15 protein-coding genes are annotated in these 19,445 nt (G+C 62.7%); 9 read left to right on the forward strand and 6 right to left on the reverse strand.

Annotation, left to right across the window (positions count from 1 at the left end):
* Positions 1 to 71: 71 nt before the first annotated feature.
* The 7 genes from ACD590_RS21495 to ACD590_RS21525 all read left to right on the forward strand — a co-directional run bounded on the left by ACD590_RS21495 (position 72) and on the right by ACD590_RS21525 (position 9,581).
* Positions 72 to 1,580, forward strand: coding sequence for an ABC transporter substrate-binding protein (locus ACD590_RS21495; RefSeq protein ID WP_131702829.1), 1,509 nt, complete (start codon positions 72 to 74; stop codon positions 1,578 to 1,580).
* 165 nt (positions 1,581 to 1,745) lie between these two features.
* On the forward strand, positions 1,746 to 2,693 hold the full coding sequence (locus ACD590_RS21500) for an ABC transporter permease (protein ID WP_130718241.1): 948 nt from the start codon (positions 1,746 to 1,748) through the stop codon (positions 2,691 to 2,693).
* Positions 2,690 to 3,565 (forward strand): ABC transporter permease, encoded by an 876-nt coding sequence (locus tag ACD590_RS21505; protein ID WP_222284865.1) that lies wholly within the window; start codon positions 2,690 to 2,692, stop codon positions 3,563 to 3,565. The genes ACD590_RS21500 and ACD590_RS21505 overlap by 4 nt, the downstream gene beginning before the upstream one ends.
* Before the next feature lie 21 nt (positions 3,566 to 3,586).
* Positions 3,587 to 5,371 carry a gamma-glutamyltransferase family protein gene (locus tag ACD590_RS21510; RefSeq protein WP_018448291.1) on the forward strand — a complete coding sequence of 595 codons (1,785 nt, stop codon included), beginning with the start codon at positions 3,587 to 3,589 and terminating at the stop codon, positions 5,369 to 5,371.
* A 2-nt stretch (positions 5,372 to 5,373) separates the two neighbouring features.
* Positions 5,374 to 6,129: a DUF1028 domain-containing protein gene (locus ACD590_RS21515; protein ID WP_439003318.1), complete on the forward strand. Its 756-nt coding sequence runs from the start codon at positions 5,374 to 5,376 to the stop codon at positions 6,127 to 6,129.
* A gap of 25 nt (positions 6,130 to 6,154) precedes the next feature.
* Positions 6,155 to 7,993 (forward strand): ABC transporter ATP-binding protein, encoded by a 1,839-nt coding sequence (locus tag ACD590_RS21520; RefSeq protein ID WP_439003319.1) that lies wholly within the window; start codon positions 6,155 to 6,157, stop codon positions 7,991 to 7,993.
* Positions 7,994 to 8,246: 253 nt separating this feature from the next.
* Positions 8,247 to 9,581: a glucoamylase family protein gene (locus tag ACD590_RS21525; protein WP_439003320.1), complete on the forward strand. Its 1,335-nt coding sequence runs from the start codon at positions 8,247 to 8,249 to the stop codon at positions 9,579 to 9,581.
* 98 nt (positions 9,582 to 9,679) lie between these two features.
* Here ACD590_RS21525 and ACD590_RS21530 read toward each other — a convergent pair whose 3' ends face one another.
* The 6 genes from ACD590_RS21530 to hglS form a co-directional block, all read right to left on the reverse strand.
* Positions 9,680 to 10,717 carry an ABC transporter ATP-binding protein gene (locus tag ACD590_RS21530; RefSeq protein ID WP_018244019.1) on the reverse strand — a complete coding sequence of 346 codons (1,038 nt, stop codon included), beginning with the start codon at positions 10,715 to 10,717 and terminating at the stop codon, positions 9,680 to 9,682.
* The gene (locus tag ACD590_RS21535; protein WP_439003321.1) at positions 10,714 to 12,381 is read right to left on the reverse strand and encodes an ABC transporter permease; all 1,668 of its coding nucleotides are present in this window, start codon (positions 12,379 to 12,381) and stop codon (positions 10,714 to 10,716) included. Before ACD590_RS21535 ends, ACD590_RS21530 begins: the two co-directional genes overlap by 4 nt.
* A gap of 148 nt (positions 12,382 to 12,529) precedes the next feature.
* Complete coding sequence (locus ACD590_RS21540; protein ID WP_439003322.1) at positions 12,530 to 13,546, reverse strand: iron ABC transporter substrate-binding protein; 1,017 nt, start codon at positions 13,544 to 13,546, stop codon at positions 12,530 to 12,532.
* 211 nt (positions 13,547 to 13,757) lie between these two features.
* On the reverse strand, positions 13,758 to 15,296 hold the full coding sequence (amaB, locus tag ACD590_RS21545; protein ID WP_439003323.1) for an L-piperidine-6-carboxylate dehydrogenase: 1,539 nt from the start codon (positions 15,294 to 15,296) through the stop codon (positions 13,758 to 13,760).
* Between the two features lie 25 nt (positions 15,297 to 15,321).
* On the reverse strand, positions 15,322 to 16,605 hold the full coding sequence (locus ACD590_RS21550) for an NAD(P)/FAD-dependent oxidoreductase (protein WP_439003324.1): 1,284 nt from the start codon (positions 16,603 to 16,605) through the stop codon (positions 15,322 to 15,324).
* 68 nt (positions 16,606 to 16,673) lie between these two features.
* Positions 16,674 to 18,104 carry a 2-oxoadipate dioxygenase/decarboxylase HglS gene (hglS, locus tag ACD590_RS21555; RefSeq protein ID WP_439003325.1) on the reverse strand — a complete coding sequence of 477 codons (1,431 nt, stop codon included), beginning with the start codon at positions 18,102 to 18,104 and terminating at the stop codon, positions 16,674 to 16,676.
* An 84-nt stretch (positions 18,105 to 18,188) separates the two neighbouring features.
* Between hglS and ACD590_RS21560 the strand changes: the two genes are divergently transcribed.
* Together ACD590_RS21560 and ACD590_RS21565 are read left to right on the forward strand one after the other, a co-directional pair.
* Positions 18,189 to 19,097: a LysR family transcriptional regulator gene (locus ACD590_RS21560; protein ID WP_439003326.1), complete on the forward strand. Its 909-nt coding sequence runs from the start codon at positions 18,189 to 18,191 to the stop codon at positions 19,095 to 19,097.
* Positions 19,098 to 19,165: 68 nt separating this feature from the next.
* Positions 19,166 to 19,402 (forward strand): Lrp/AsnC ligand binding domain-containing protein, encoded by a 237-nt coding sequence (locus ACD590_RS21565; protein WP_003543721.1) that lies wholly within the window; start codon positions 19,166 to 19,168, stop codon positions 19,400 to 19,402.
* Positions 19,403 to 19,445 lie beyond the last annotated feature (43 nt).

Raw genomic sequence — 19,445 nt, forward strand, 5'->3', positions numbered from 1 at the left:
AAAAACACGGACGGGCCATAACCGCCGGAATGGAAGCAAAAACCAAACAAAACAAAACAGAGGAGAATGGAATGAAGATCGCCAAATTGCTGACCGCCACCGTTGCCGGCGCGCTGTTTGCGCTTCCTGCCTTCGCCGTCGACCTGAAGATCGGCCTGCAGGACGATGCCGACGTGCTCGATCCCGCGCAGTCGCGTACCTTCGTCGGCCGCATCGTTTATACTGCGATGTGCGACAAGCTCGTCGACGTCTCACCGGATCTGAAGATCGTGCCGCAGCTTGCCACCGAATGGAGCTGGTCGGCCGACGGCAAGGAGCTGACCATGAAGCTGCGCCATGGCGTCAAGTTCCATGATGAGACCCCCTTCAACGCCGAAGCCGTCGTCGCCACCATCGAGCGCAACATCACCCTGCCGGAATCACGCCGCAAGAGCGAGCTCAGCTCCGTCGCAAAGGTCGAGGCGACAAGCGAATACGAGGTCAAGTTCACCCTCAAGGCGCCTGATGTCACCCTTCTTGCCCAGCTTTCCGACCGCGCCGGCATGATCGTCTCGCCAAAGGCCGCCAAGGAACTCGGCGCCAAGTTCGGCGATCACCCGGTCTGCGCCGGTCCGTTCAAGTTCGTCGAGCGCGTCCAGCAGGACCGCATCGTGCTCGAAAAGTTCCAGGACTATTGGAACAAGGACAAGATCTTCATCGACAAGCTCACCTATCTGCCGATCCCGGATACGACAGTGCGTCTCGCCAATCTGCGGTCCGGCGATCTCGACATGATCGAGCGCCTGGCGGCGACCGACGCTGAGGCGGTGAAGGCGGATTCGAGCCTCGTCTATGCCGACGCCGTCGGCACCGGCTACATGGCGCTCTATACCAATATCGGCAATGGTGCGCGTGCCGACAATGCTTTCGGCAAGGACAAACGCCTGCGCCAGGCCTTCTCGCTGGCGATCGACCGCGATGCCGTCAACCAGATCGTCTATGAAGGTACAGCCGTTTCCGGCAACCAGCCCTTCCCGCCAAGCAGTCCATGGTTCGACAAGGATATTCCCGTCCCCGCCCGTGATCTCGACAAGGCCAAGGCCCTGATCAAGGAAGCCGGCTTCGACCGCGTGCCGATCGAGCTGCAGATCCCGAACAATCCTGTTGCCATGCAGATGATGCAGATCATCCAGTCGATGGTCGGCGAAGCCGGCTTTGACGTGAGCTTGAAGTCGACGGAATTCGCCACGCTGCTGAGCGAGCAGACGGCCGGCAACTATCAGCTCAGCCGTTCCGACTGGTCCGGCCGCGTCGATCCCGATGGCAACATCCACCAGTTCATCACCTGCAAGGGTGGCATCAACGACACGAAATACTGCAACCCCGAGGTGGACAAGCTGCTGAACGAAGCCCGCGCATCGACCGACGATGCCGTGCGCAAGCAGAAATACGATGCTGCCGCCGTCATCTTGAACGATGATCTGCCGATCATCTATCTCGGCCATCAGTCCTGGATCTGGGCGCTGCACAAGAACATCACCGGCTTCATCCCCTCGCCGGATGGCATGATCCGCCTCGTCGGCGTCAAGAAAGCCGGCTGATCATAAGCAAAATCATGGGGCGGAAACCTCCGCCGCATGATTCTAAAGCCCGTCGCAATCTTTCAGATTCGCTTCACGCGCTTTAGCTTTTTGTTTGCGCATGTCGTTATCGCAAAACCGCTGCACACTTTTGCGCGACATGCTTTGGTCGTGTCAGGATCGCCCATGTATACCTACATCGCCAAACGGCTCTTGGTCGCCATACCGACGCTTTTGATCATTTCGGTCTTCGTCTTCTCGCTGCAGAAGCTGCTGCCCGGCGATCCGATCCTCGCCATGGCCGGCGAGGAACGCGATCCGCAGGTTCTCGAATTCCTGCGCGAGAAATACCGGCTGAACGATCCCGTGCCCTATCAATATGTCCGCTGGCTGGGTGCCGCCCTTCAGGGCGATCTCGGCATTTCGCTGCGCACCAACCAGCCGGTTCTGCAACTCGTCGGCGAAAAGCTGCCGGTCACCATCCAGCTCGCCATCATGTCGATGATCTTCGCCTTTGCGATCGGCGTGCCGATGGGCATCCTGGCGGCCGTCAAGAAGAACACGATGATCGACTATCTCGCCAACATCATCGCGCTGACCGGCCTGTCGATCCCGAATTTCTGGCTCGGCATCATGTTGATCCTCCTGGTTTCGGTCAATCTCGGCTGGCTGCCGGCATCAGGCTACGAACCCTTCTTCAGCAACCCACTGCGGTCGCTGGAAACCATGCTGATGCCCTCCTTCGTGCTCGGCAACGCGCTGGCTGCGACCCTGATGCGGCATACCCGCTCGGCAATGCTCAGTGTGCTGAGCACCGACTACATCCGCACCGCCCGCGCCAAGGGACTGTCGGAAAGCACCGTCGTGCTCGAACACAGCTTCCGCAATGCGGTGCTGCCGATCGTGACGCTGACCGCCCTGCTCTTCGGCGAACTGCTCGCCGGCGCCGTGCTGACAGAACAGATCTTCACCATTCCGGGTTTTGGAAAGCTCATCGTCGACGCCGTCTTCAACCGCGACTACGCCGTCGTCCAGGGCGTGGTGATCTGCACCGCGATCGGCTTCATTCTGATGAACCTCTTGGCCGACATCCTCTACGTCCTGCTCAATCCGCGCATGAGGGCCGCCCTATGACCGCGATCGGAGAGACCGGCACTCCCTCCGCGGTCGACCGCACGCCGAGCCGCGCCTGGCGCAAGCTGAAGGCCAACAAGGGCGCTCTCGTCGGCCTTGCGATCATCGCCTTCTTCGCCATCCTCGCGGTTGCCGCCCCCCTTCTTCCGATTCCCGATCCGAACGCCACAAGCTGGTCGGCGATCCGCAAGGCCCCCTCCGCCGCCCATTGGCTTGGCACCGACGACATCGGCCGCGACATTCTTTCCCGGATGATCTGGGGCGCGCAGGCTTCGCTGATGGCAGGCGTCTTCTCGGTGGCGATCGCCGTTGTCATCGGCGTGCCCTTCGGCCTTATCTCCGGTTATTTCGGCGGCTGGATCGACATGGTCATCTCCCGCATCACCGAAGCCTTTCTGGCCATGCCTTTCCTCATCACCGCGATCGCGCTCGCAGCCTTTCTTGGTCCGAGCCTGACCAATGCGATGATTGCGATCGGCCTTTCGGCCATGCCCGTCTTCGTGCGGCTGACGCGTGGCCAGGTGCTTTCGGTCAAGACCGAGGAATATGTCGAGGGCGCCCGCTCGATCGGCCTCCGGTCCTCGAGCATCATCACCCGCTATATCCTGCCGAACGTCTTTGCGCCGATCCTCGTGCAGGCGACGTTGACGATCGCAACGGCCATCATTGCCGAGGCGAGCCTCTCCTTTCTCGGCCTCGGACAACAACCGCCGGCGCCGAGCTGGGGCTCGATGCTGAACGTCGCCAAGAATTTCCTCTCCCAGGCGCCATGGATGGCGATGTGGCCGGGTGCCGCGATCTTCCTCGTCGTCATCGGTTTCAATCTTTTAGGCGATGGCCTGCGCGATGCGCTCGATCCGCGCGAAGCATGATTTCTCGAAAGGACATTTGACATGACCGCTTTCACGACCCGTCCAGAAATCCTCGGCACCTTCGGCGTCGTTACCTCGACGCACTGGATTGCCTCGGCGGTCGGCATGAGCATTCTCGAAAAGGGCGGCAACGCCTTCGACGCGGCGGTGGCGACGGGCTTCGTGCTGCAGATCGTCGAGCCGCATCTTTGCGGCCCGGGCGGCGACCTGCCGGCGGTGATCTATTCGAAGAAGAAGGACAAGGTCGAGGTCATCTGCGCGCAGGGGCCTGCCCCCGCCGGCGCAACGATCGAACACTACACGGCGGAAGGCCTGAGCCTGATCCCCGGCGACGGGCTGCTTGCGACCGTCATCCCCGGCTCCTTCGACGGCTGGATGCTGATGCTGCGCGACTACGGCTCGATGAGCGTGCGCGAGGTGCTCGAGCCAGCAATCTACTACGCCGAACACGGCCATCCGATGCTGCCGCGCGTCTCTGCCACCATCAAGGGGCTCGCCGCCTTCTTCGAGAAGGAATGGCCGACCTCCTACAAGACATGGCTGCCCAATGGCAGCACGCCCGAAGCGCATGCGAATTTCAGAAATCCGGTGCTTGCCGAAACCTGGAAGCGCGTCATCGCCGAGGCCGAGGCGAAAAGCGGCCGGGAAGCGCAGGTCGAGGCGGCCCGCGACGCCTTCTATCGCGGCTTCGTCGCCGAGACGATCGATGACTATCTCAAAACTGCAGAGGTGATGGATGCGAGCGGCAACCGCCACAAGGGCGTTTTGACTGCCAACGACATGGCGAACTGGTCGGCAACCATCGAGGAGCCGCTGACCTATGATTATCATGGCTGGACCATCGCCAAGATCGGCCCCTGGGGCCAGGGTCCGGTCTTCCTGCAGACCCTGTCGATCCTCAAGGGCTTCGATCTCGCCGCGATGAACCCCGTTGGCGCCGATTTCGTCCATACCGTCGTCGAGGCGATGAAGCTCGCCTTCGCCGACCGCGAAGTCTATTACGGCGATCCTGATTTCTCGGAGATCCCTGTCGCGCACCTGCTGTCGGAGACCTATGCAGCCGCGCGCCGCAAGCTGGTCGGCGCAGACGCCTCCTTCGATCTTCGCCCCGGCATCGTGCCTGGCTTCGAGGCGCAGCATGATCTGACGATGACGATGCTCGGCGCGGATTCGAAAACCGGCGCCGTCTACGAGCCGACCATGGCGCATCTTTCCGAAAAGCGCGGCGACACCGTGCATATCGACGTGATCGACCGCGACGGCAACATGGTCTCCGTCACGCCATCAGGCGGCTGGCTGCAATCCTCGCCGACCGTGCCCGGTCTTGGCTTTTGCCTCAATTCCCGCGCCCAGATGTTCTGGCTGAAACCAGGCCTGCCGACGTCGCTTGCCCCCGGCAAACGGCCGCGCACGACGCTGACGCCGTCGCTCGGCCTCTACGAGGGCCGCCCGACGCTGGCCTTCGGCACACCGGGCGGCGACCAGCAGGAGCAGTGGCAGCTCTCCTTCTTCCTGCGTTATGCGCATCACCAGCTGAACCTGCAGGCGGCGATCGACCAGCCGCTGTTCCACACCTCGCATTTTCCAGGCTCCTTCTATCCCCGCACCCGCGAACCCGGCAGCCTGATGGCGGAGGCGAATTTCGGCCCCGAGGTCCTTGATGCCCTGCGCCGCAAGGGCCACAAGCTGACGGTCGCCGATCCCTGGACGATCGGCCGGCTGACCGCCGCGAGACGCGATAGCGACGGACTGTTGCGCGCCGCAGCCACCCCGCGCCTGATGCAGGCCTATGCGATCGGACGATAACCATGACCTGGTCCATCGTCGCCCGTGATCCCTCGACCGGTCATCTCGGCATCGCCGTCGCGACCCGCTTCTTCGCCGTTGGCGCCCTCGTGCCGCATATTCGTGGCGGCATCGGCGCCGTCGCCACGCAGGCCTTCGTCAGCCCGCTCTACGGCGTCGACGGCCTGTCGCTGCTGGCTGCGGGCAGGACACCGAAGGAAATCATCGCCGAGCTGACCGCGCGTGACGCCGGCCGCGATCAGCGGCAGTTGCACCTCATCGATGCGAAGGGGCGCAACGCCGCCTTCACCGGCGTCGCATGCATCGACTGGGCCGGGCATCTGATCGACGAAAACGTCTCGGTCGCCGGTAACATGCTCGCGGGTCCTGACGTCGTCGCCGAGACGCTTGCCACCTACAACAAGGCGATGGACAAGCCCTTGGCCGAACGCCTGCTGCTGGCGATGCAGGCAGGCGAGGATGCCGGCGGCGACAAGCGCGGCAGGCAGTCCGCCGCCCTCGTCATCCATCGCGATCAGGATTATCCCTGGCTGAGTATCCGCGCCGACGATCATCCCGATCCGCTTGTCGAACTTGTCCGCCTCCATGCCGTGGCGGGTGAACGTTACCTGCATGTCGCGGAGACGATGGCGACGCGGCAAAATCCGAACGGCATGACCGACAGGCGCGAGATCGATGAAAAGATCGCTGCGCTGGAAGCGGCCCGTATCGCGGCAGGCAGGCCTTCCGCCTCCTTCGCCACGCCTTTGAAGACGTGAATCCAGATAAGAACAAGGGAACGACATGAGTGATGTTTCTTCGGCCCCCGCCTCTCCGGTTCTCTCCGTCCGGAACCTGACAACCTCCTTCCTCGTCGATGGCGACTGGAAGCCGGTGGTGCGCGACGTCTCCTTCGAGGTCATGCCAGGTGAGACAGTGGCGATCGTCGGCGAAAGCGGCTCGGGCAAGAGCGTCACCTCCCTTTCGATCATGCGGTTGCTCGCCAAGGGATCGAGCCGCATCGATGGCGCCATCACCTTGAACGGCAAGGATGTTCTCACCCTTTCGGAAAAGGAGATGCGGCAGGTGCGCGGCAACGACGCGGCCATGATCTTCCAGGAGCCGATGACATCCCTCAACCCGATCTTCACCATCGGCCGCCAGATCTCCGAAGCGCTCACCTGCCACGGCGATATCGGCAAGGCCGAGGCGCGGGCCGAGACCGTGCGCCTGCTGGAAAAAGTCCGCATCCCCAACGCCGCCGCCCGCTTCGACGAATATCCGCACCAGTTCTCCGGCGGCATGCGCCAGCGCGTGATGATCGCCATGGCGCTCGCCAGCCGGCCGAAATTGTTGATCGCCGACGAGCCGACGACGGCGCTCGATGTGACGATCCAGGGCCAGATCCTCGACCTGATCAAGATGCTGCAGGAAGAAGAGGGCATGTCCGTTCTCTTCATCACCCACGACATGGGCGTCGTTGCCGAAATCGCTGACCGCACCATCGTCATGTATCGCGGCGAAGCGGTGGAAACCGGCACGACCGACGACATCTTCCATCGCGGCAGGCATCCCTATACCCGCGCACTGCTCTCGGCCGTGCCGCGCCTCGGCTCGATGGCCGACCGGAAATGGCCGCTGCGTTTCCCCGTCATCGATACCACGACCGGCGAACGCCGCGAGCCGGTCGAGGTGGCCGATACCGTCGACCGCCGCCGGACACCGATCCTCGAAGTCAAGAACCTGGTGACCCGTTTCGATATCCGCGGCGGCCTGCTTGGCCGCAAGACGGGCGCGATCCATGCGGTCGAGGACGTCTCCTTCGATCTCTTCCAGGGCGAGACGCTGTCGCTCGTCGGCGAATCCGGCTGTGGCAAGTCGACCACCGGCCGCTCGATCACCCGCCTCGTCCAGCCGAACGGCGGCAGCGTCAGCCTCGACGGCTATGACGTGCTAAGCCTTGACGCCGTCAGTCTCAGGCGGATGCGCCGCAGCATCCAGATGATCTTTCAGGATCCCTTCGCCAGCCTCAACCCGCGCATGACCGTCGGCGCCGCCGTCGCCGAACCCATCACTGAACACGGCCTCGGCACCGGCGCCCAGGCCCGCGACAAGGCGGCCGATCTTCTCGAACGCGTCGGACTGAAACCCGACATGATGAAACGTTACCCGCACGAATTTTCCGGCGGTCAGCGCCAGCGCATCTGCATCGCCCGCGCGCTCGCACTCGATCCGAAGGTGATCGTCGCCGACGAAAGCGTTTCGGCCCTCGATGTCTCGATCAAGGCACAGGTCTGCAATCTGCTGATGGACCTGCAGCAAAGCCTCAACCTCGCTTTCCTGTTCATTTCCCACGACATGGCTGTGGTTGAGCGCGTCAGTCACCGGGTCGCGGTGATGTATCTCGGCGAAATCGTCGAGATCGGCCCGCGCGCGGAATTGTTCAGCAACCCGCAGCACGCCTACACGAAGAAGCTGATGGCAGCCGTGCCTGTTCCCGACCCCTCACGTCGCGGCATCAAGCGCAACCTCGGAACCGACGAGCTCAAGAGCCCCGTTCGCCCGATTGGCTACGTCGCCCCGCCGCGTCGATACCGGGAAGTGACGGCGGGCCATCTGGTGCGGGTCGATGAAGCCGCCTGAGCGTGAAATCCACTCTTCAGAGCACTCGATAAACAAGTATTGCGGGAAAATAACCCGTCCTGATGGCGCGCGGGCCGTCTTTTTTGCTGCACCGCTTATATGACTTCTGCTAGATATTATTTTACCGATAATTATTAACGACCGATTCCACCCTTTTGTGTTCTCTTATCCTTGCGAATCAAAAAGGTTTGATTTGCCCGGGGACGGCCCCCATGTTCAAGCATGGGGCGATGCAACAGTTGGGTAGGAGCCTATGCTGCAACGGATTGAAGACATTGATGCAGCGCTCGTCGACAGGCTGCAGCATTCGGCGTTCAAGTACTTCCTGAAATATACCAATCCCGAAAATGGCCTTGTGGCGGACACATCGATCGGCGGGGTTCCGTGCAGCATCGCAGCCGTCGGCTTTGCGCTTTCCTCCTATCCTGTTGGTGTCGAGCGTTTATGGATCAGCCGCGAGGAGGCTGCCGAACGCACGGTCAATACGCTGCGGTTCTTCGCCGAGGCGCGCCAGGGCGAGGAACGCCACGCCACCGGCCACCGCGGCTTCTTCTACCACTTCCTGCACATGGATACCGGCCATCGCGCCTGGAACAGCGAACTTTCGACCATCGATACGGCGCTGCTCGTCGCTGGCATCCTGACATCAGCGCAATATTTCAATCGCGAAGACAACGAGACGGAGACTGAAATCCGTGAACTCGCCACCTTCATCTACGAGCGCGTCGACTGGCGCTGGGCGCTGAACAAGGGTGACACCATTTCCATGGGTTGGAAGCCCTCTTCCGGCTTCCTGCGCTGGCGCTATCATGGCTTCGACGAGGCAATCATCCTCTACACGCTGGCGCTTGCTTCGCCGACGCACCCCATTCCGCAATCGAGCTACGACGCCTTTACGTCAAGCTATTCCTGGATGCTGCATGGCGAGCAGTCTTATCTCTATGCCGGGCCGCTCTTCATCCACCTCTTCTCGCATGCCTGGATCGATTTCCGCACCATTCAGGACAAGCCGATGGCGGAGCGAAACTGGGACTATTTCCGCAACACGCAGGTAATGATCGACGTCCAGCGTGACTATGCCGAGCGCAATCCCGGCCAGTTCGTCGGCTACAACAAGAATATCTGGGGTTTCTCTGCCTGTGACGGCCCCCCGCCGACACGGCGTATGCGCGGCGGCCGCCAGCCGAAGGTTCTGGGTTATGCTGCACGTGGCGCACCGCTCGGCCCGGATGACGGCACGATCGCACCTTGGGCAGCACTTGCCTGCCTGCCCTACGACCGGCAGGCGGCTCTCGACGGAACCAAGGCGCTTCTGACCACCTATCCGAACCTGCTCTTGGAAGGCGGCTTCCCTGGTGGCTTCAACCCGACCGTCAAGACCAAGCGGCCGGAAGGCTGGGTCGACGACCGCACCGTCGGCATCGACCAGGGTCTTGTCGTCATGACCATCGAGAACGAGCGCTCCGACTTCATCTGGAAGCTGATGCGGCAATCGCCGGTCATCCGTCTCGGCCTCGAGCGCGCCGGCTTTACCGGTGGCTGGCTCGAAGGCATCGAGCCGGAAGAAGTGGTGCGCAAGTTCGGCTAGCGCACAAGCCCGGAAATCGAAGCGGATTTCCGGAGAGGATGACGCGAAAACGAAAACAACAGAGCCCGCGCGTCCGATAGGAGGTGCGGGCTCTTGGTTTAGCTCTCGAAGACATGCGCCTTGCCGGCGATGTCGAGGCGAACGAGGTCGCCTCGCGCCGGAAGCGCGACGCTCGAGGTCTTGATCAGGATTGGCGGCAGGGCGACGCCGTCGAGCGAAACCGCAACAGTGCAGACCGCACCGCCGAACTCCACCTCGACGACACGTCCGCCATAGTTGCGATCGCCGTCATCGGCAACGACACGGATCTGCTCGGGCCGCAGCATGATCTCGGCCTTGCCCTGACGACTGCCCTCGACGGCGACGCGGCCGAGGGCGCAGTCGGCAAGGCCGTTTCGGATGATGGCGGGAAGCAGCACGGCATCGCCGAGAAACAGTGCCGTCTCGCGATCGCGCGGATGCAGATACAATGATTGCGGCGATCCGGCCTGGATCAGCCGTCCTTCCCTGAGCACTGCGACCTGATCGGCAAAGGTCAACGCCTCTTCCTGGTCATGGGTGACGAGAATGGTGGTGATGCCGGCCGCCTGCAGCACGCGCGCAACCGCCTTGCGCATGTTTTCTCGCAGGCCGGTATCGAGTGCCGAGAAAGGTTCGTCGAGCAGCATCAGCCGCGGCTTGCGGCCGAGCGCGCGGGCCAGCGCCACACGCTGCTGCTGCCCGCCGGAAAGCTGATGCGGGCGCCGCGCCAGCATGCCGCGGTCGAGCTCGACCATGTCGAGCAACTCGACGATGCGCTTCTCGCGATCGGCTGCGCCTCGTTCGAAGCCGAAGCCGATATTCTCGGCAACGCTTAAGTGCGGAAACAGCGCGCCGTCCTGCGAGACGATGCCGATACCGCGCTTGTGTGCCGGTACTGTCGCCGGACCGTCCGCGAGCAGGTCGCCATCCAGCGTCACTCTGCCGACATCGGGTTGCTCGAAGCCGGCAATGATGCGCAGCAGCGTCGTCTTGCCCGAACCGGACGGGCCGACGACGGCCGTGCGGCTTCCGGCCGAGACCTCGAGCGAAATATCCTTCAGCGCCTGGACGGGGCCATAGCGCTTGCTGATGTTCTCGATCGTGAGCAGCGTCATTGGCCGGCGGTCCGTTTCGATTGGGTATAGAGCATCAGGGTGAGCGGCAGCGACAACACGACCATCATGAAGGCGTAAGGGGCGGCCGAGACATAGTCTATCTCGCTGGTCAGCGACCAGAATTTCGTCGCCAGTGTATCGACGCCATTGGGCGACAGCATCAATGTTGCCGTGAGTTCATTGGTGATGCCGAGTGCGGCCAGCGCGACGCTGGCGGCCGCTCCGGGTGCGGCAAGCCGCATGGTGATCTGCCGCACCGCCTGGCCTGGGGTGCGGCCGAGGCCCATCGCGGCGCGCTCCAGCTCCACCGGGGCCTGGGCGATGCTGGCGCGCAGCCCGACCATGGCCCGCGGCAGGAAAAGCATCACATAGGCGACGAGCAGCGTTGCGAAGGTCTGATAGAGCGGCAGCACGAGACGCACGGTGATCGTCACCAACGCCAGCGCCACGACGACGCCCGGCAGCGAGCCGACATAATAATGGCAGGCTTCGAGCACGCGCTGGAGGCGGCCGGGCGCCCGCACGGAAAGCCAGGCCATGGGTGCTGCGGCAATCGTCGCCAGCACGCCGCCGACAATGGCAAGCACGATCGTCTGCAGGAAAGCGTTGCCGACTTCGATGCGCCAGATATCGGTGCCGCCGAGATAGAGCCAGCGGCCAAGCGTCACCAGCGGCACGCCGAGCGTCAGTACCGCCAGGATGACAGGCAGCAAAACGGCGGGCACCACGAACCAGCTCAGCCGGCGGCGGTCCGTTGGACGTGGCGAGCCGGAGCCGACGCGGGCATAACGTTCGTTGCCGCGCACCAACACCTCGAAGCCGAGCAGAAAAAGACAGCAGGCGACGAGCACGCCGCCGAGCATGTTGGAAGCCGGGCTGTTGTAGGAGGATTGAAACTGGTCGACGATCGCCGTCGCGAAAGTGTCGAACCGGATCATGACGAACAGGCCGTACTCCGAAAGCAGATGCAGCGCGATCAGCAGCGAGCCGCCGCAGATGGCGAGTCTGAGCTGCGGCAGCACGGCCCGGAAGAAGACCCGCCACGGATTGAGCCCCAGCGAAGCCGCGGCATCCTCGATGGCCGGATCGAGGCGGCGCAATGCTGCTGCGACCGGCAGGTAGAGGAACGGGTAGTAGGCGATGACCGAGACGAAGACGCCGCTCTGCAGGCCGCGCATGCCGGGAACCAGGCTGACCCAGGCATAACTGTGCACGAAGGCGGGCACGGCGAGCGGAGCGATCGCCAGCCAGGCCCAGAGCCGCGCAAAAGGAATGTCCGTCCGCTCGGTCAGCCAGGCGAGCGTCACCGCAAGCGCGATCGACACCGGGATGGTGATCGATTCCAGGAGAATCGTATTGACGAGAAGTTCACCGACGCGCGGTCGGAAGACCAGGGCCTTCACCGTTTCCCAGCCGACATCGTAGGTCACCCAGCCGATGAAGCCGAGCGGCACGAGACTGAAGATCGCGACGATGGTTGCGAGGAGGATCACGGAAGCGTGCGGCATGCGTCCGCGTGGCAAAGCCATTCGCGTGGCCCTCGGCGCGACCGGCGCCTGGTTGCCGGATGCGAGCAATCTGTTGTCCTGCAGCAAGGCCGATGCCTTTACACGCTGAAAAAGGAAGGCAACCGCCTTGGAAAGGCGGTTGCCGGATATCGTCATGCCCTAAGGTTTTCTTGAGCCAAATGCAATAGTTTTGGCCGGAAGACGCCTGCGGCAGAAAGGTCTAAGCATGTCGCGCAAAAGTGTGCCGCGGTTTTGCGACGACGACATGCGGAAACGACAGATCTAAAGTGTGGCGCGCCACGCTTTAGATCAAGCCGGCGGCCGTCATCAGCTCCACGACCTTCTTGCTGTCGAGGGTCGAAGCTTCGACCTTCGGAGCATTGAGATCGGCAAGCGCAGTGAGCTTGTCGTTGGAAGGCGCATCCTTGCCGATGGCATATTCATAGGAATCGCCGTCCTTGAGGACTGCCTGGCCGGCCTTGCTGGTTAGGAACTTCAGGAAAGCCTGGGCTTCCTTCATATGCTGCGTGGACTTCAGGATGCCGCCGCCCGAAACGCTGACAAAAGCGCCCGGATCCTGGTTCTTGAAGTAGTGCAGGCCGACATTCTTGCTGTTCTCACCGGTTTTGGCCTGATCGCCGAACCAATAATAGTGATAGATGATCGCCCCTTCGACTTCGCCGGCGTTGACCGCCTTCATGGCGACGCTGTTGCCCTTGTAGGGCGTGGCGTTTTCCTTGAGAGCCTTCAGCCAGTCGGCCGTCGACTGCTCGCCCTTGAGTTGCAGCAGGGCGGCGACGATGGCCTGGAAGTCGGCACCGGCAGGTGCTGCTCCCCAGCGGCCCTTCCAAGCCGGATCTGCGAGGTCGAGCATCGACTTCGGCAGCTTGTCTTCGGTGAGCTTGGTCTTGTCATAGGCAAAAACGGTGGTACGGGCGGCAATGCCGGTCCACATGCCGTCGGCCGGGCGATACTGATCCGGAACCTGATCCAGCGTTTCCTTTTCGATGGGGGCGAAGAGGCCCGCGCCATCGACCAGCGTCATCGCCGGCGAATTCTCGGTCAGGAAGACATCCGCGGGAGAGGCGTCGCCTTCCTGGATGATCTGGTTGGCGAATTGCATGTCGCTGCCCTGGCGCATGGTGACCTTGATGCCGGTCTCCTTGGTGAAGGCATCGATCCATTCACGGCCCAGGCTTTCGTGCTGGGCATTGTAAACGACGAGACCTTCGTCCTGCGCACTAGCGCTGCCAGCGAGCGCAGTGGCGGAGAGAAGCGAAGCGGCAAGCGCGAGGGAAAAACGGTTAAGAGCAATGTTCATGATGGCCTCCGTGACGATGTCACCCGAGCTCTCCAAGGGCGATGAGAGGCGTATATTTTTCCTGACTGCGGATTTCAAGTTTGGCTTGGCCAGAAAAGCCATCACAATATCTTGACTAAATATTTCATATTACAGGGGAATAAATCTCGATTTGGCAAAAAAGGCGACGCTTCCCGAGCGCCGCCTCTCTTTGCAGACTTTTGCAGCCGGCTTATTCGACGTCGAACTTGACGCCCTGCGCAAGCGGCAGCGTCCTGCCGTAATTGATCGTGTTGGTGGAGCGGCGCATATAGGCCTTCCAGGAATCCGAGCCGGATTCGCGGCCGCCGCCGGTTTCCTTCTCGCCACCGAAGGCGCCGCCGATCTCGGCACCGGATGGTCCGAGGTTGACGTTGGCGATGCCGCAATCCGAACCGCGGGCGGACACGAAGGTCTCGGCCTCGCGCATGTCGTTGGTGAAGATCGACGACGACAGTCCCTGCGGCACGGCATTGTGCAGCGCCAGCACGTCGTCGAAATCGCTGTATTTCATCACATAGAGGATCGGCGCGAAGGTCTCGTGCTCGACCGGCCCGGTCTGATCGGGCATTTCGACAAGCGCCGGACGAACGTAGAAGGCGTCAGCCGAACCGCTTTCGACGCGGTCACCGCCGGTCACCGTGCCGCCGGCCGACTTCGCCTCGCTCAGCGCAGCCTGCATCTTCTCGAAAGCCTGGCCGTCGATCAGCGGTCCCACAAGCGTACCGCTTTCCAACGGATTGCCGATGGTGACGGAGCCGTAGGCCTTCTGCAGGCGCGGCACCAGCTGGTCGTAGACGCTGTCATGGACGAAGAGACGGCGCAGCGTCGTGCAGCGCTGGCCGGCCGTGCCCATGGCGGAGAAGGCGACGCCGCGCAGCGTCAGGTCGAGATCGGCCGTCGGGCAGACGATCGCCGCATTGTTGCCGCCGAGCTCGAGAATGGCGCGGGCAAATCGCTGCGACAGGCGCGGACCGACGGCACGGCCCATGGCCGTCGAGCCTGTGGCAGAAACCAGTGGGATCTTCGGATGATCGACCAGCACTTCGCCGACCTCGCGACCGCCGATGATCAGCGTCGACAGATTGGCCGGTGCGCTACCGCCCTCGGCGACGAAACGCTTCAGCGCTTTTTCGAACAGCGCCTGCACCGCAAGCGCCGTCAACGGCGTCTTTTCCGAAGGCTTCCAGACGGTGGAATTGCCGCAGACCATCGCAAGCGCCGCATTCCACGACCAGACGGCAACAGGGAAGTTGAAGGCGGAGATGATGCCGATCACGCCGAGCGGGTGCCAGCTTTCCATCATCCGGTGCTCCGAGCGCTCGGTGGCGATCGTCAGGCCGTAGAGCTGACGGGAAAGGCCGACGGCGAAATCGCAGATGTCGATCATCTCCTGCACTTCACCGAGGCCTTCGGAGGTAATCTTGCCGACCTCGATCGAGACGAGACGGCCGAGCGCCGTCTTTGCGGCGCGCAGCTCCTCGCCGAGCAGGCGGACCAGTTCGCCGCGCTTCGGCGCCGGCACGGCACGCCATTCGAGGAAAGCCTGGTGCGCCGCTTCGATCGCCGCTTTCGTCTCGGAAATGGAATGTTCCCTGAGTTTGCCGATTTCCTTGCCGGTGACCGGCGAGGTGACGGAAAGCGTGCCGCCGTGATAGCGGCTGGCATCGACGCCGAGTTCGGCAAGCAGCTTGGCGGTTTCGGTGGCGAGATCGAGGACGGCGATGGTCATTGTCGTGTTTCCAATCTTATTGTGCTTAGAAGCGTGCATCGGCGAAATGGGCGACCTGAGCGCCGGCTTCGTACCATATTTCCTTGAGCGCACGGAAGCTCGGTTCGCTGGGCGCGGTCAGCGGCAGCGGCAGATCGGCTTCGCCAATCCGGCCGAGGACATGCTCCGCCAGCGTGCGACCAAAGACCGTGCCGGGCGCAATGCCGCGGCCATTGTAACCCGAAAAGCCGACGACATTCGGGGCGAATTTGTGGAAGCGCGGCAGCGCATTGTCGGTCATGCCGATCTGGCCATACCATTCGCACTCGAATTCGACATCGCCGATAATAGGGAAGAGCCGCTTCAATGCGCGTTTGGCCCAGCCCTTGTGTATGGCCAACCCGGTATTGCGCAGCGCCCCGACACTGCCGAAAACGAGCCGGCCGGCCTGGTCCATGCGGAAGGAGGAGAGGATTTCCTTGGTATCCCATGCGCCTTCGCGCCCCGGCAGGATCGACTGACGCAGATTGTGGCCGAGCGGCACGGTGGCAAAATTGAAATAGGGCAGATGCACCTGTTCGCTGCGCACCTGCTCCCACGGACCGGTGCTGTAGGCATCTGTCGCGACGATGATCCACTCGGCGCTGACTTCGCCGGTTGCCGTCTTCACGGTCCAGCGGCTGCCATTCCGCTCAGTAGCGACGACCGGACTGGATGTATGAATGGCGACGCCGGCCTTGACGGCGGCATGGGCAAGGCCGCGCGCATAGGCAAGCGGCTGCAGCGTGCCGGCGCGTTTGTCGAGCAGCGAACCGGTATAGGCATCACTGCCGATGCGTTTTGCCGTTTCCGCCGCGTCAAGCAGCGTCACGGCTGCGCCGCGGGCGGACCATTGCGCCGCGCGATCCTCGATCTCCTTCAGCCCGTCCGCGCCGACCGCGCAATGCAGCGTGCCGTTCCGTTCGAGTTCGCAGGCAATCTGATGCTTGTCGATCAGCTCCATGACGAGCTTCGGCGCATTGCCGAGCAGATCGAGCAGACGTTCGCCATGCACCGGGCCGAGCACGCTGGGCAGATCGTTGGGCATCACCCACATGCCGGCATTGATCAGCCCGACATTGCGCCCGGCACCGCCGAAGCCGATCTCCTTGGCCTCCAGCAACACCACCTTCGACCCGGCTTCGGCAAGATGAAGGGCGGAAGAGAGGCCGGTGTAACCGCCGCCGACGATGACGACGTCGGCCGAAATCGCGCCGTCGAGAGGCGAGGTCGTCGGCGCTTCGGGCGCTGTCTTTTCCCAAAGGCCGTGGGAACGCGGATCATTCAGCATGGCTCAGTCCGATCAGAGCGAAATCGCGGATACTCTAATGTATAAGAGAAAGTGTTGAACCTGCCATTTCACGCAACGGTCTTCAGCCGCAGGCCCGCAAGGTCGAGCGCGGCCAGTGCCGAATCCAGCGATGCAGCCTGACGTTCGGCGTAAAGTGCCAGCTCGTCCTGAACGGTAGCACCCAGTGCTGCCTCGAAGGCGTCACGGTTCGAGCGGGTCGCGTAGTTCTGCTGCTGGTCGGTGCCGAGGTTCGACTGGAAGATGCCGGCCGCGCTGACGGGCAGGAAGTCTTCGTAGACGATCGGGGTGAAGGCAAGGTAACCCTTGGCGATCAGCGCCTCCGGATCGCCGGGCAGCATGCTGCCGGCCGCGGCGGCAATGCCCGCAGGCGTCGCGGCATAGCGGAAGAAGGCCAGATCCGCCCTGCGCAACTCATCCCAGCTATCCGGCAGTGCCTTGAAACGTGCGGCGAGTTCGTCGTCGTAGGCGCCGGCCTTGGCGCCGCCGGCGCCCACCTGCACCTCGCCGCGAACCGAGGCGAGCAGCCGGTCGTAGAGCGCCCGGCCCTTCGCCGTCAACGCCACGCCGCGCTGTTCGATCTCCCCGAAGCGGGCGGTATGCGTCCCTTGAACCGCACCGTCATCATCGGAAAAGGCGATCGCTTCCTCCAGCGCCTTGAAACTCGTCTGTCGCAGCAGGATATCGCAATGACGGCGCGGCGGGCCTTCGATGACAGCCTTCGGCGTGATGCCGCGTTCCGGCATGCGGGCCTGGACCGCGTCGATATCGAGCGTGCGCGGCGTCAAATGGTTGATATGCGGCCCCTTGAAGCTGACGACGTCGGCGATCAGCCGATGCGCATCATGCAGCCGCTTATAGGTTTCGGCGCTGACTGTCGCCTCGCCATGCCAGCGGAAGGTTTCCAGCGCCTCGGCGACGAATTCCGTCGCTTCCGCCTCGGTCAGGCCGCCGTTCTGCTCGTGGCGCTCGATCAGCGCGACGGCACGCGGCGTGTAGATCCGCCGTTTCGCCAGAATGGCTTCGGCTTCGCCGCGCAACTCCTCGTCCTCGATCAGCTCCAATCGCAACAGCGAGGTGAAGACGCGGAATGGGTTGACGTTGAGCGCTGCCTCGTCGATGGGCCGGAAGCTGGTGGAATGAACCGGCACACCGGCGACCGAAAGATCGTAATAGCCGACCGGCTGCATGCCCATGACTGCAAACAGCCGGCGGATGGTGAAGAGCTCGTCAGCCGTACCGAGCCGGATGGCGCCGTGGCGCTCGACATCGATGCGCTCCAGCTCGCCGGCTTGGGCCAGACGTTCGCGCAGGTCGGGATCGTTTTCGAGGCAGCCGGCATTCACATCCGCCACCAGTTCGATCAGCGTGCCATATTGCGGCACCTCCGCCCGATACATCTGCGACATCGCCTCGGTGAACAGCGATCGGATGCGGTCTGGGGAAACGAAGGCTTGCGGCATTGGGAAACTCCGGCTCATTCCGTTTTTGCAGGATGAACCTCTTTACACGCGCGACAAAGCCGCAAATATCGCTATTTCGGAAATAGCCCATTCTGAAACGGAATGATCATGCTGACTTCAAGACGATTTCTGCCATCGATTTCGCATCTCGCCGCCTTCGAGGCGGTTGCCCGCACCGGCAGCGTGACGGCAGCGGCGCGCGAACTCGATCTGACGCAGAGCGCCGTCAGCCGCCAGGTGAGCGCGCTGGAGGAGCAGCTCGGCGTCGAGCTCTTCCTGCGCGAACGCCAGACCATGCGGCTGACGCTTGCCGGCGACGGATATGCCCGCGAGATTCGCGAGGCGCTGCGGCGGATATCGAGCGCCTCGCTCAACCTGCGCGCCAATCCGCATGGCGGCACGCTCAATCTCGCCATCCTGCCGACCTTCGGCACGCGCTGGCTAGCGCCGCGCCTGGGGCGCTTTCTCGCCGCCAATGCCGGCGTGACCATCAATCTGGTGACCCGACTTTCACCCTTCGATTTCCGCCTCGATTCGATCGACGCCGCCATCCATTTCGGCCATCCGCACTGGCCGGGCGCCGAACTCGCCTTCCTGATGTCGGAGCGCACGGTGCCGGCCTGCAGTCCGGATTTTCTGAAGCAATATGCGATCTCAGGACCGGAGGATCTGCTCGCCGTTCCGCTTCTGCATCTGACGACACGTCCCGACGCCTGGGAGCAGTGGTTCGCCAGCAACGACGTTTCCTTCGAAAACGTCCACGGCATGCTCTTCGACCAGTTCGCCACGGCCGCGCAGGCGGCGATCGCCGGCCTCGGCGTCGCCCTGCTACCAACATTCCTGATGCAGGAGGAGATCAGGCGCGGCGATCTCGTCGCCGCTGTCGACCGTGAAATGGAAAGTCGCGAGCGCTATTATCTCGCCTTTCCGCCCGAGCGCGCCGATTATGCGCCGCTTGCCGCCTTTCGTGACTGGATCGTCGCGGAAGCCACCACCAACCCGTCTGTGTGACGAACGGCTTGCATCGGCATGGCGCTTTCGACCATTATGCCTACCAAACAACATTGCAGGAAATCTCCATGAAGCCGATCTTCGTCCAGCTCCAATGCGCACCCGGCAAGACCTATGATGTCGCCGACGCCATCTACCAGACCGAACTGGTCTCGGAGCTCTATTCCACAAGCGGTGACTACGATCTGCTGCTGAAGGTCTATATCGAGGAAGGCCAGGATATCGGCAAATTCATCAACGACAACATCGCCAATATTCCCGGCATCGTCCGCTCGCTGACCACGCTGACCTTCAAGGCATTCTAGAGCAATTCCAGCAAAAGTGCGTCGCGGTTTTGCCAGGCAAAGC

It is taken from the genome of Rhizobium sp. 862_C5_N1_2 (assembly GCF_051811205.1).
GTDB classification, from domain to species: domain Bacteria; phylum Pseudomonadota; class Alphaproteobacteria; order Rhizobiales; family Rhizobiaceae; genus Rhizobium; species Rhizobium leguminosarum.

Excerpts from the sequence above, each read along its gene's own strand:
- ACD590_RS21510 (WP_018448291.1), top strand. The coding sequence starts at position 3,587 with ATGACCGCTTTCACGACCCGTCCAGAAATCCTCGGCACCTTCGGCGTC.
- ACD590_RS21515 (WP_439003318.1), top strand. The coding sequence starts at position 5,374 with ATGACCTGGTCCATCGTCGCCCGTGATCCCTCGACCGGTCATCTCGGC.
- ACD590_RS21495 (WP_131702829.1), top strand. The coding sequence starts at position 72 with ATGAAGATCGCCAAATTGCTGACCGCCACCGTTGCCGGCGCGCTGTTT.
- ACD590_RS21505 (WP_222284865.1), top strand. The coding sequence starts at position 2,690 with ATGACCGCGATCGGAGAGACCGGCACTCCCTCCGCGGTCGACCGCACG.
- amaB (WP_439003323.1), bottom strand. The coding sequence starts at position 15,296 with ATGACCATCGCCGTCCTCGATCTCGCCACCGAAACCGCCAAGCTGCTT.
- ACD590_RS21560 (WP_439003326.1), top strand. The coding sequence starts at position 18,189 with ATGATCATGCTGACTTCAAGACGATTTCTGCCATCGATTTCGCATCTC.
- ACD590_RS21530 (WP_018244019.1), bottom strand. The coding sequence starts at position 10,717 with ATGACGCTGCTCACGATCGAGAACATCAGCAAGCGCTATGGCCCCGTC.
- ACD590_RS21520 (WP_439003319.1), top strand. The coding sequence starts at position 6,155 with ATGAGTGATGTTTCTTCGGCCCCCGCCTCTCCGGTTCTCTCCGTCCGG.
- hglS (WP_439003325.1), bottom strand. The coding sequence starts at position 18,104 with ATGAGCCGGAGTTTCCCAATGCCGCAAGCCTTCGTTTCCCCAGACCGC.
- ACD590_RS21535 (WP_439003321.1), bottom strand. The coding sequence starts at position 12,381 with ATGACGATATCCGGCAACCGCCTTTCCAAGGCGGTTGCCTTCCTTTTT.
- ACD590_RS21540 (WP_439003322.1), bottom strand. The coding sequence starts at position 13,546 with ATGAACATTGCTCTTAACCGTTTTTCCCTCGCGCTTGCCGCTTCGCTT.
- ACD590_RS21500 (WP_130718241.1), top strand. The coding sequence starts at position 1,746 with ATGTATACCTACATCGCCAAACGGCTCTTGGTCGCCATACCGACGCTT.
- ACD590_RS21565 (WP_003543721.1), top strand. The coding sequence starts at position 19,166 with ATGAAGCCGATCTTCGTCCAGCTCCAATGCGCACCCGGCAAGACCTAT.
- ACD590_RS21550 (WP_439003324.1), bottom strand. The coding sequence starts at position 16,605 with ATGCTGAATGATCCGCGTTCCCACGGCCTTTGGGAAAAGACAGCGCCC.
- ACD590_RS21525 (WP_439003320.1), top strand. The coding sequence starts at position 8,247 with ATGCTGCAACGGATTGAAGACATTGATGCAGCGCTCGTCGACAGGCTG.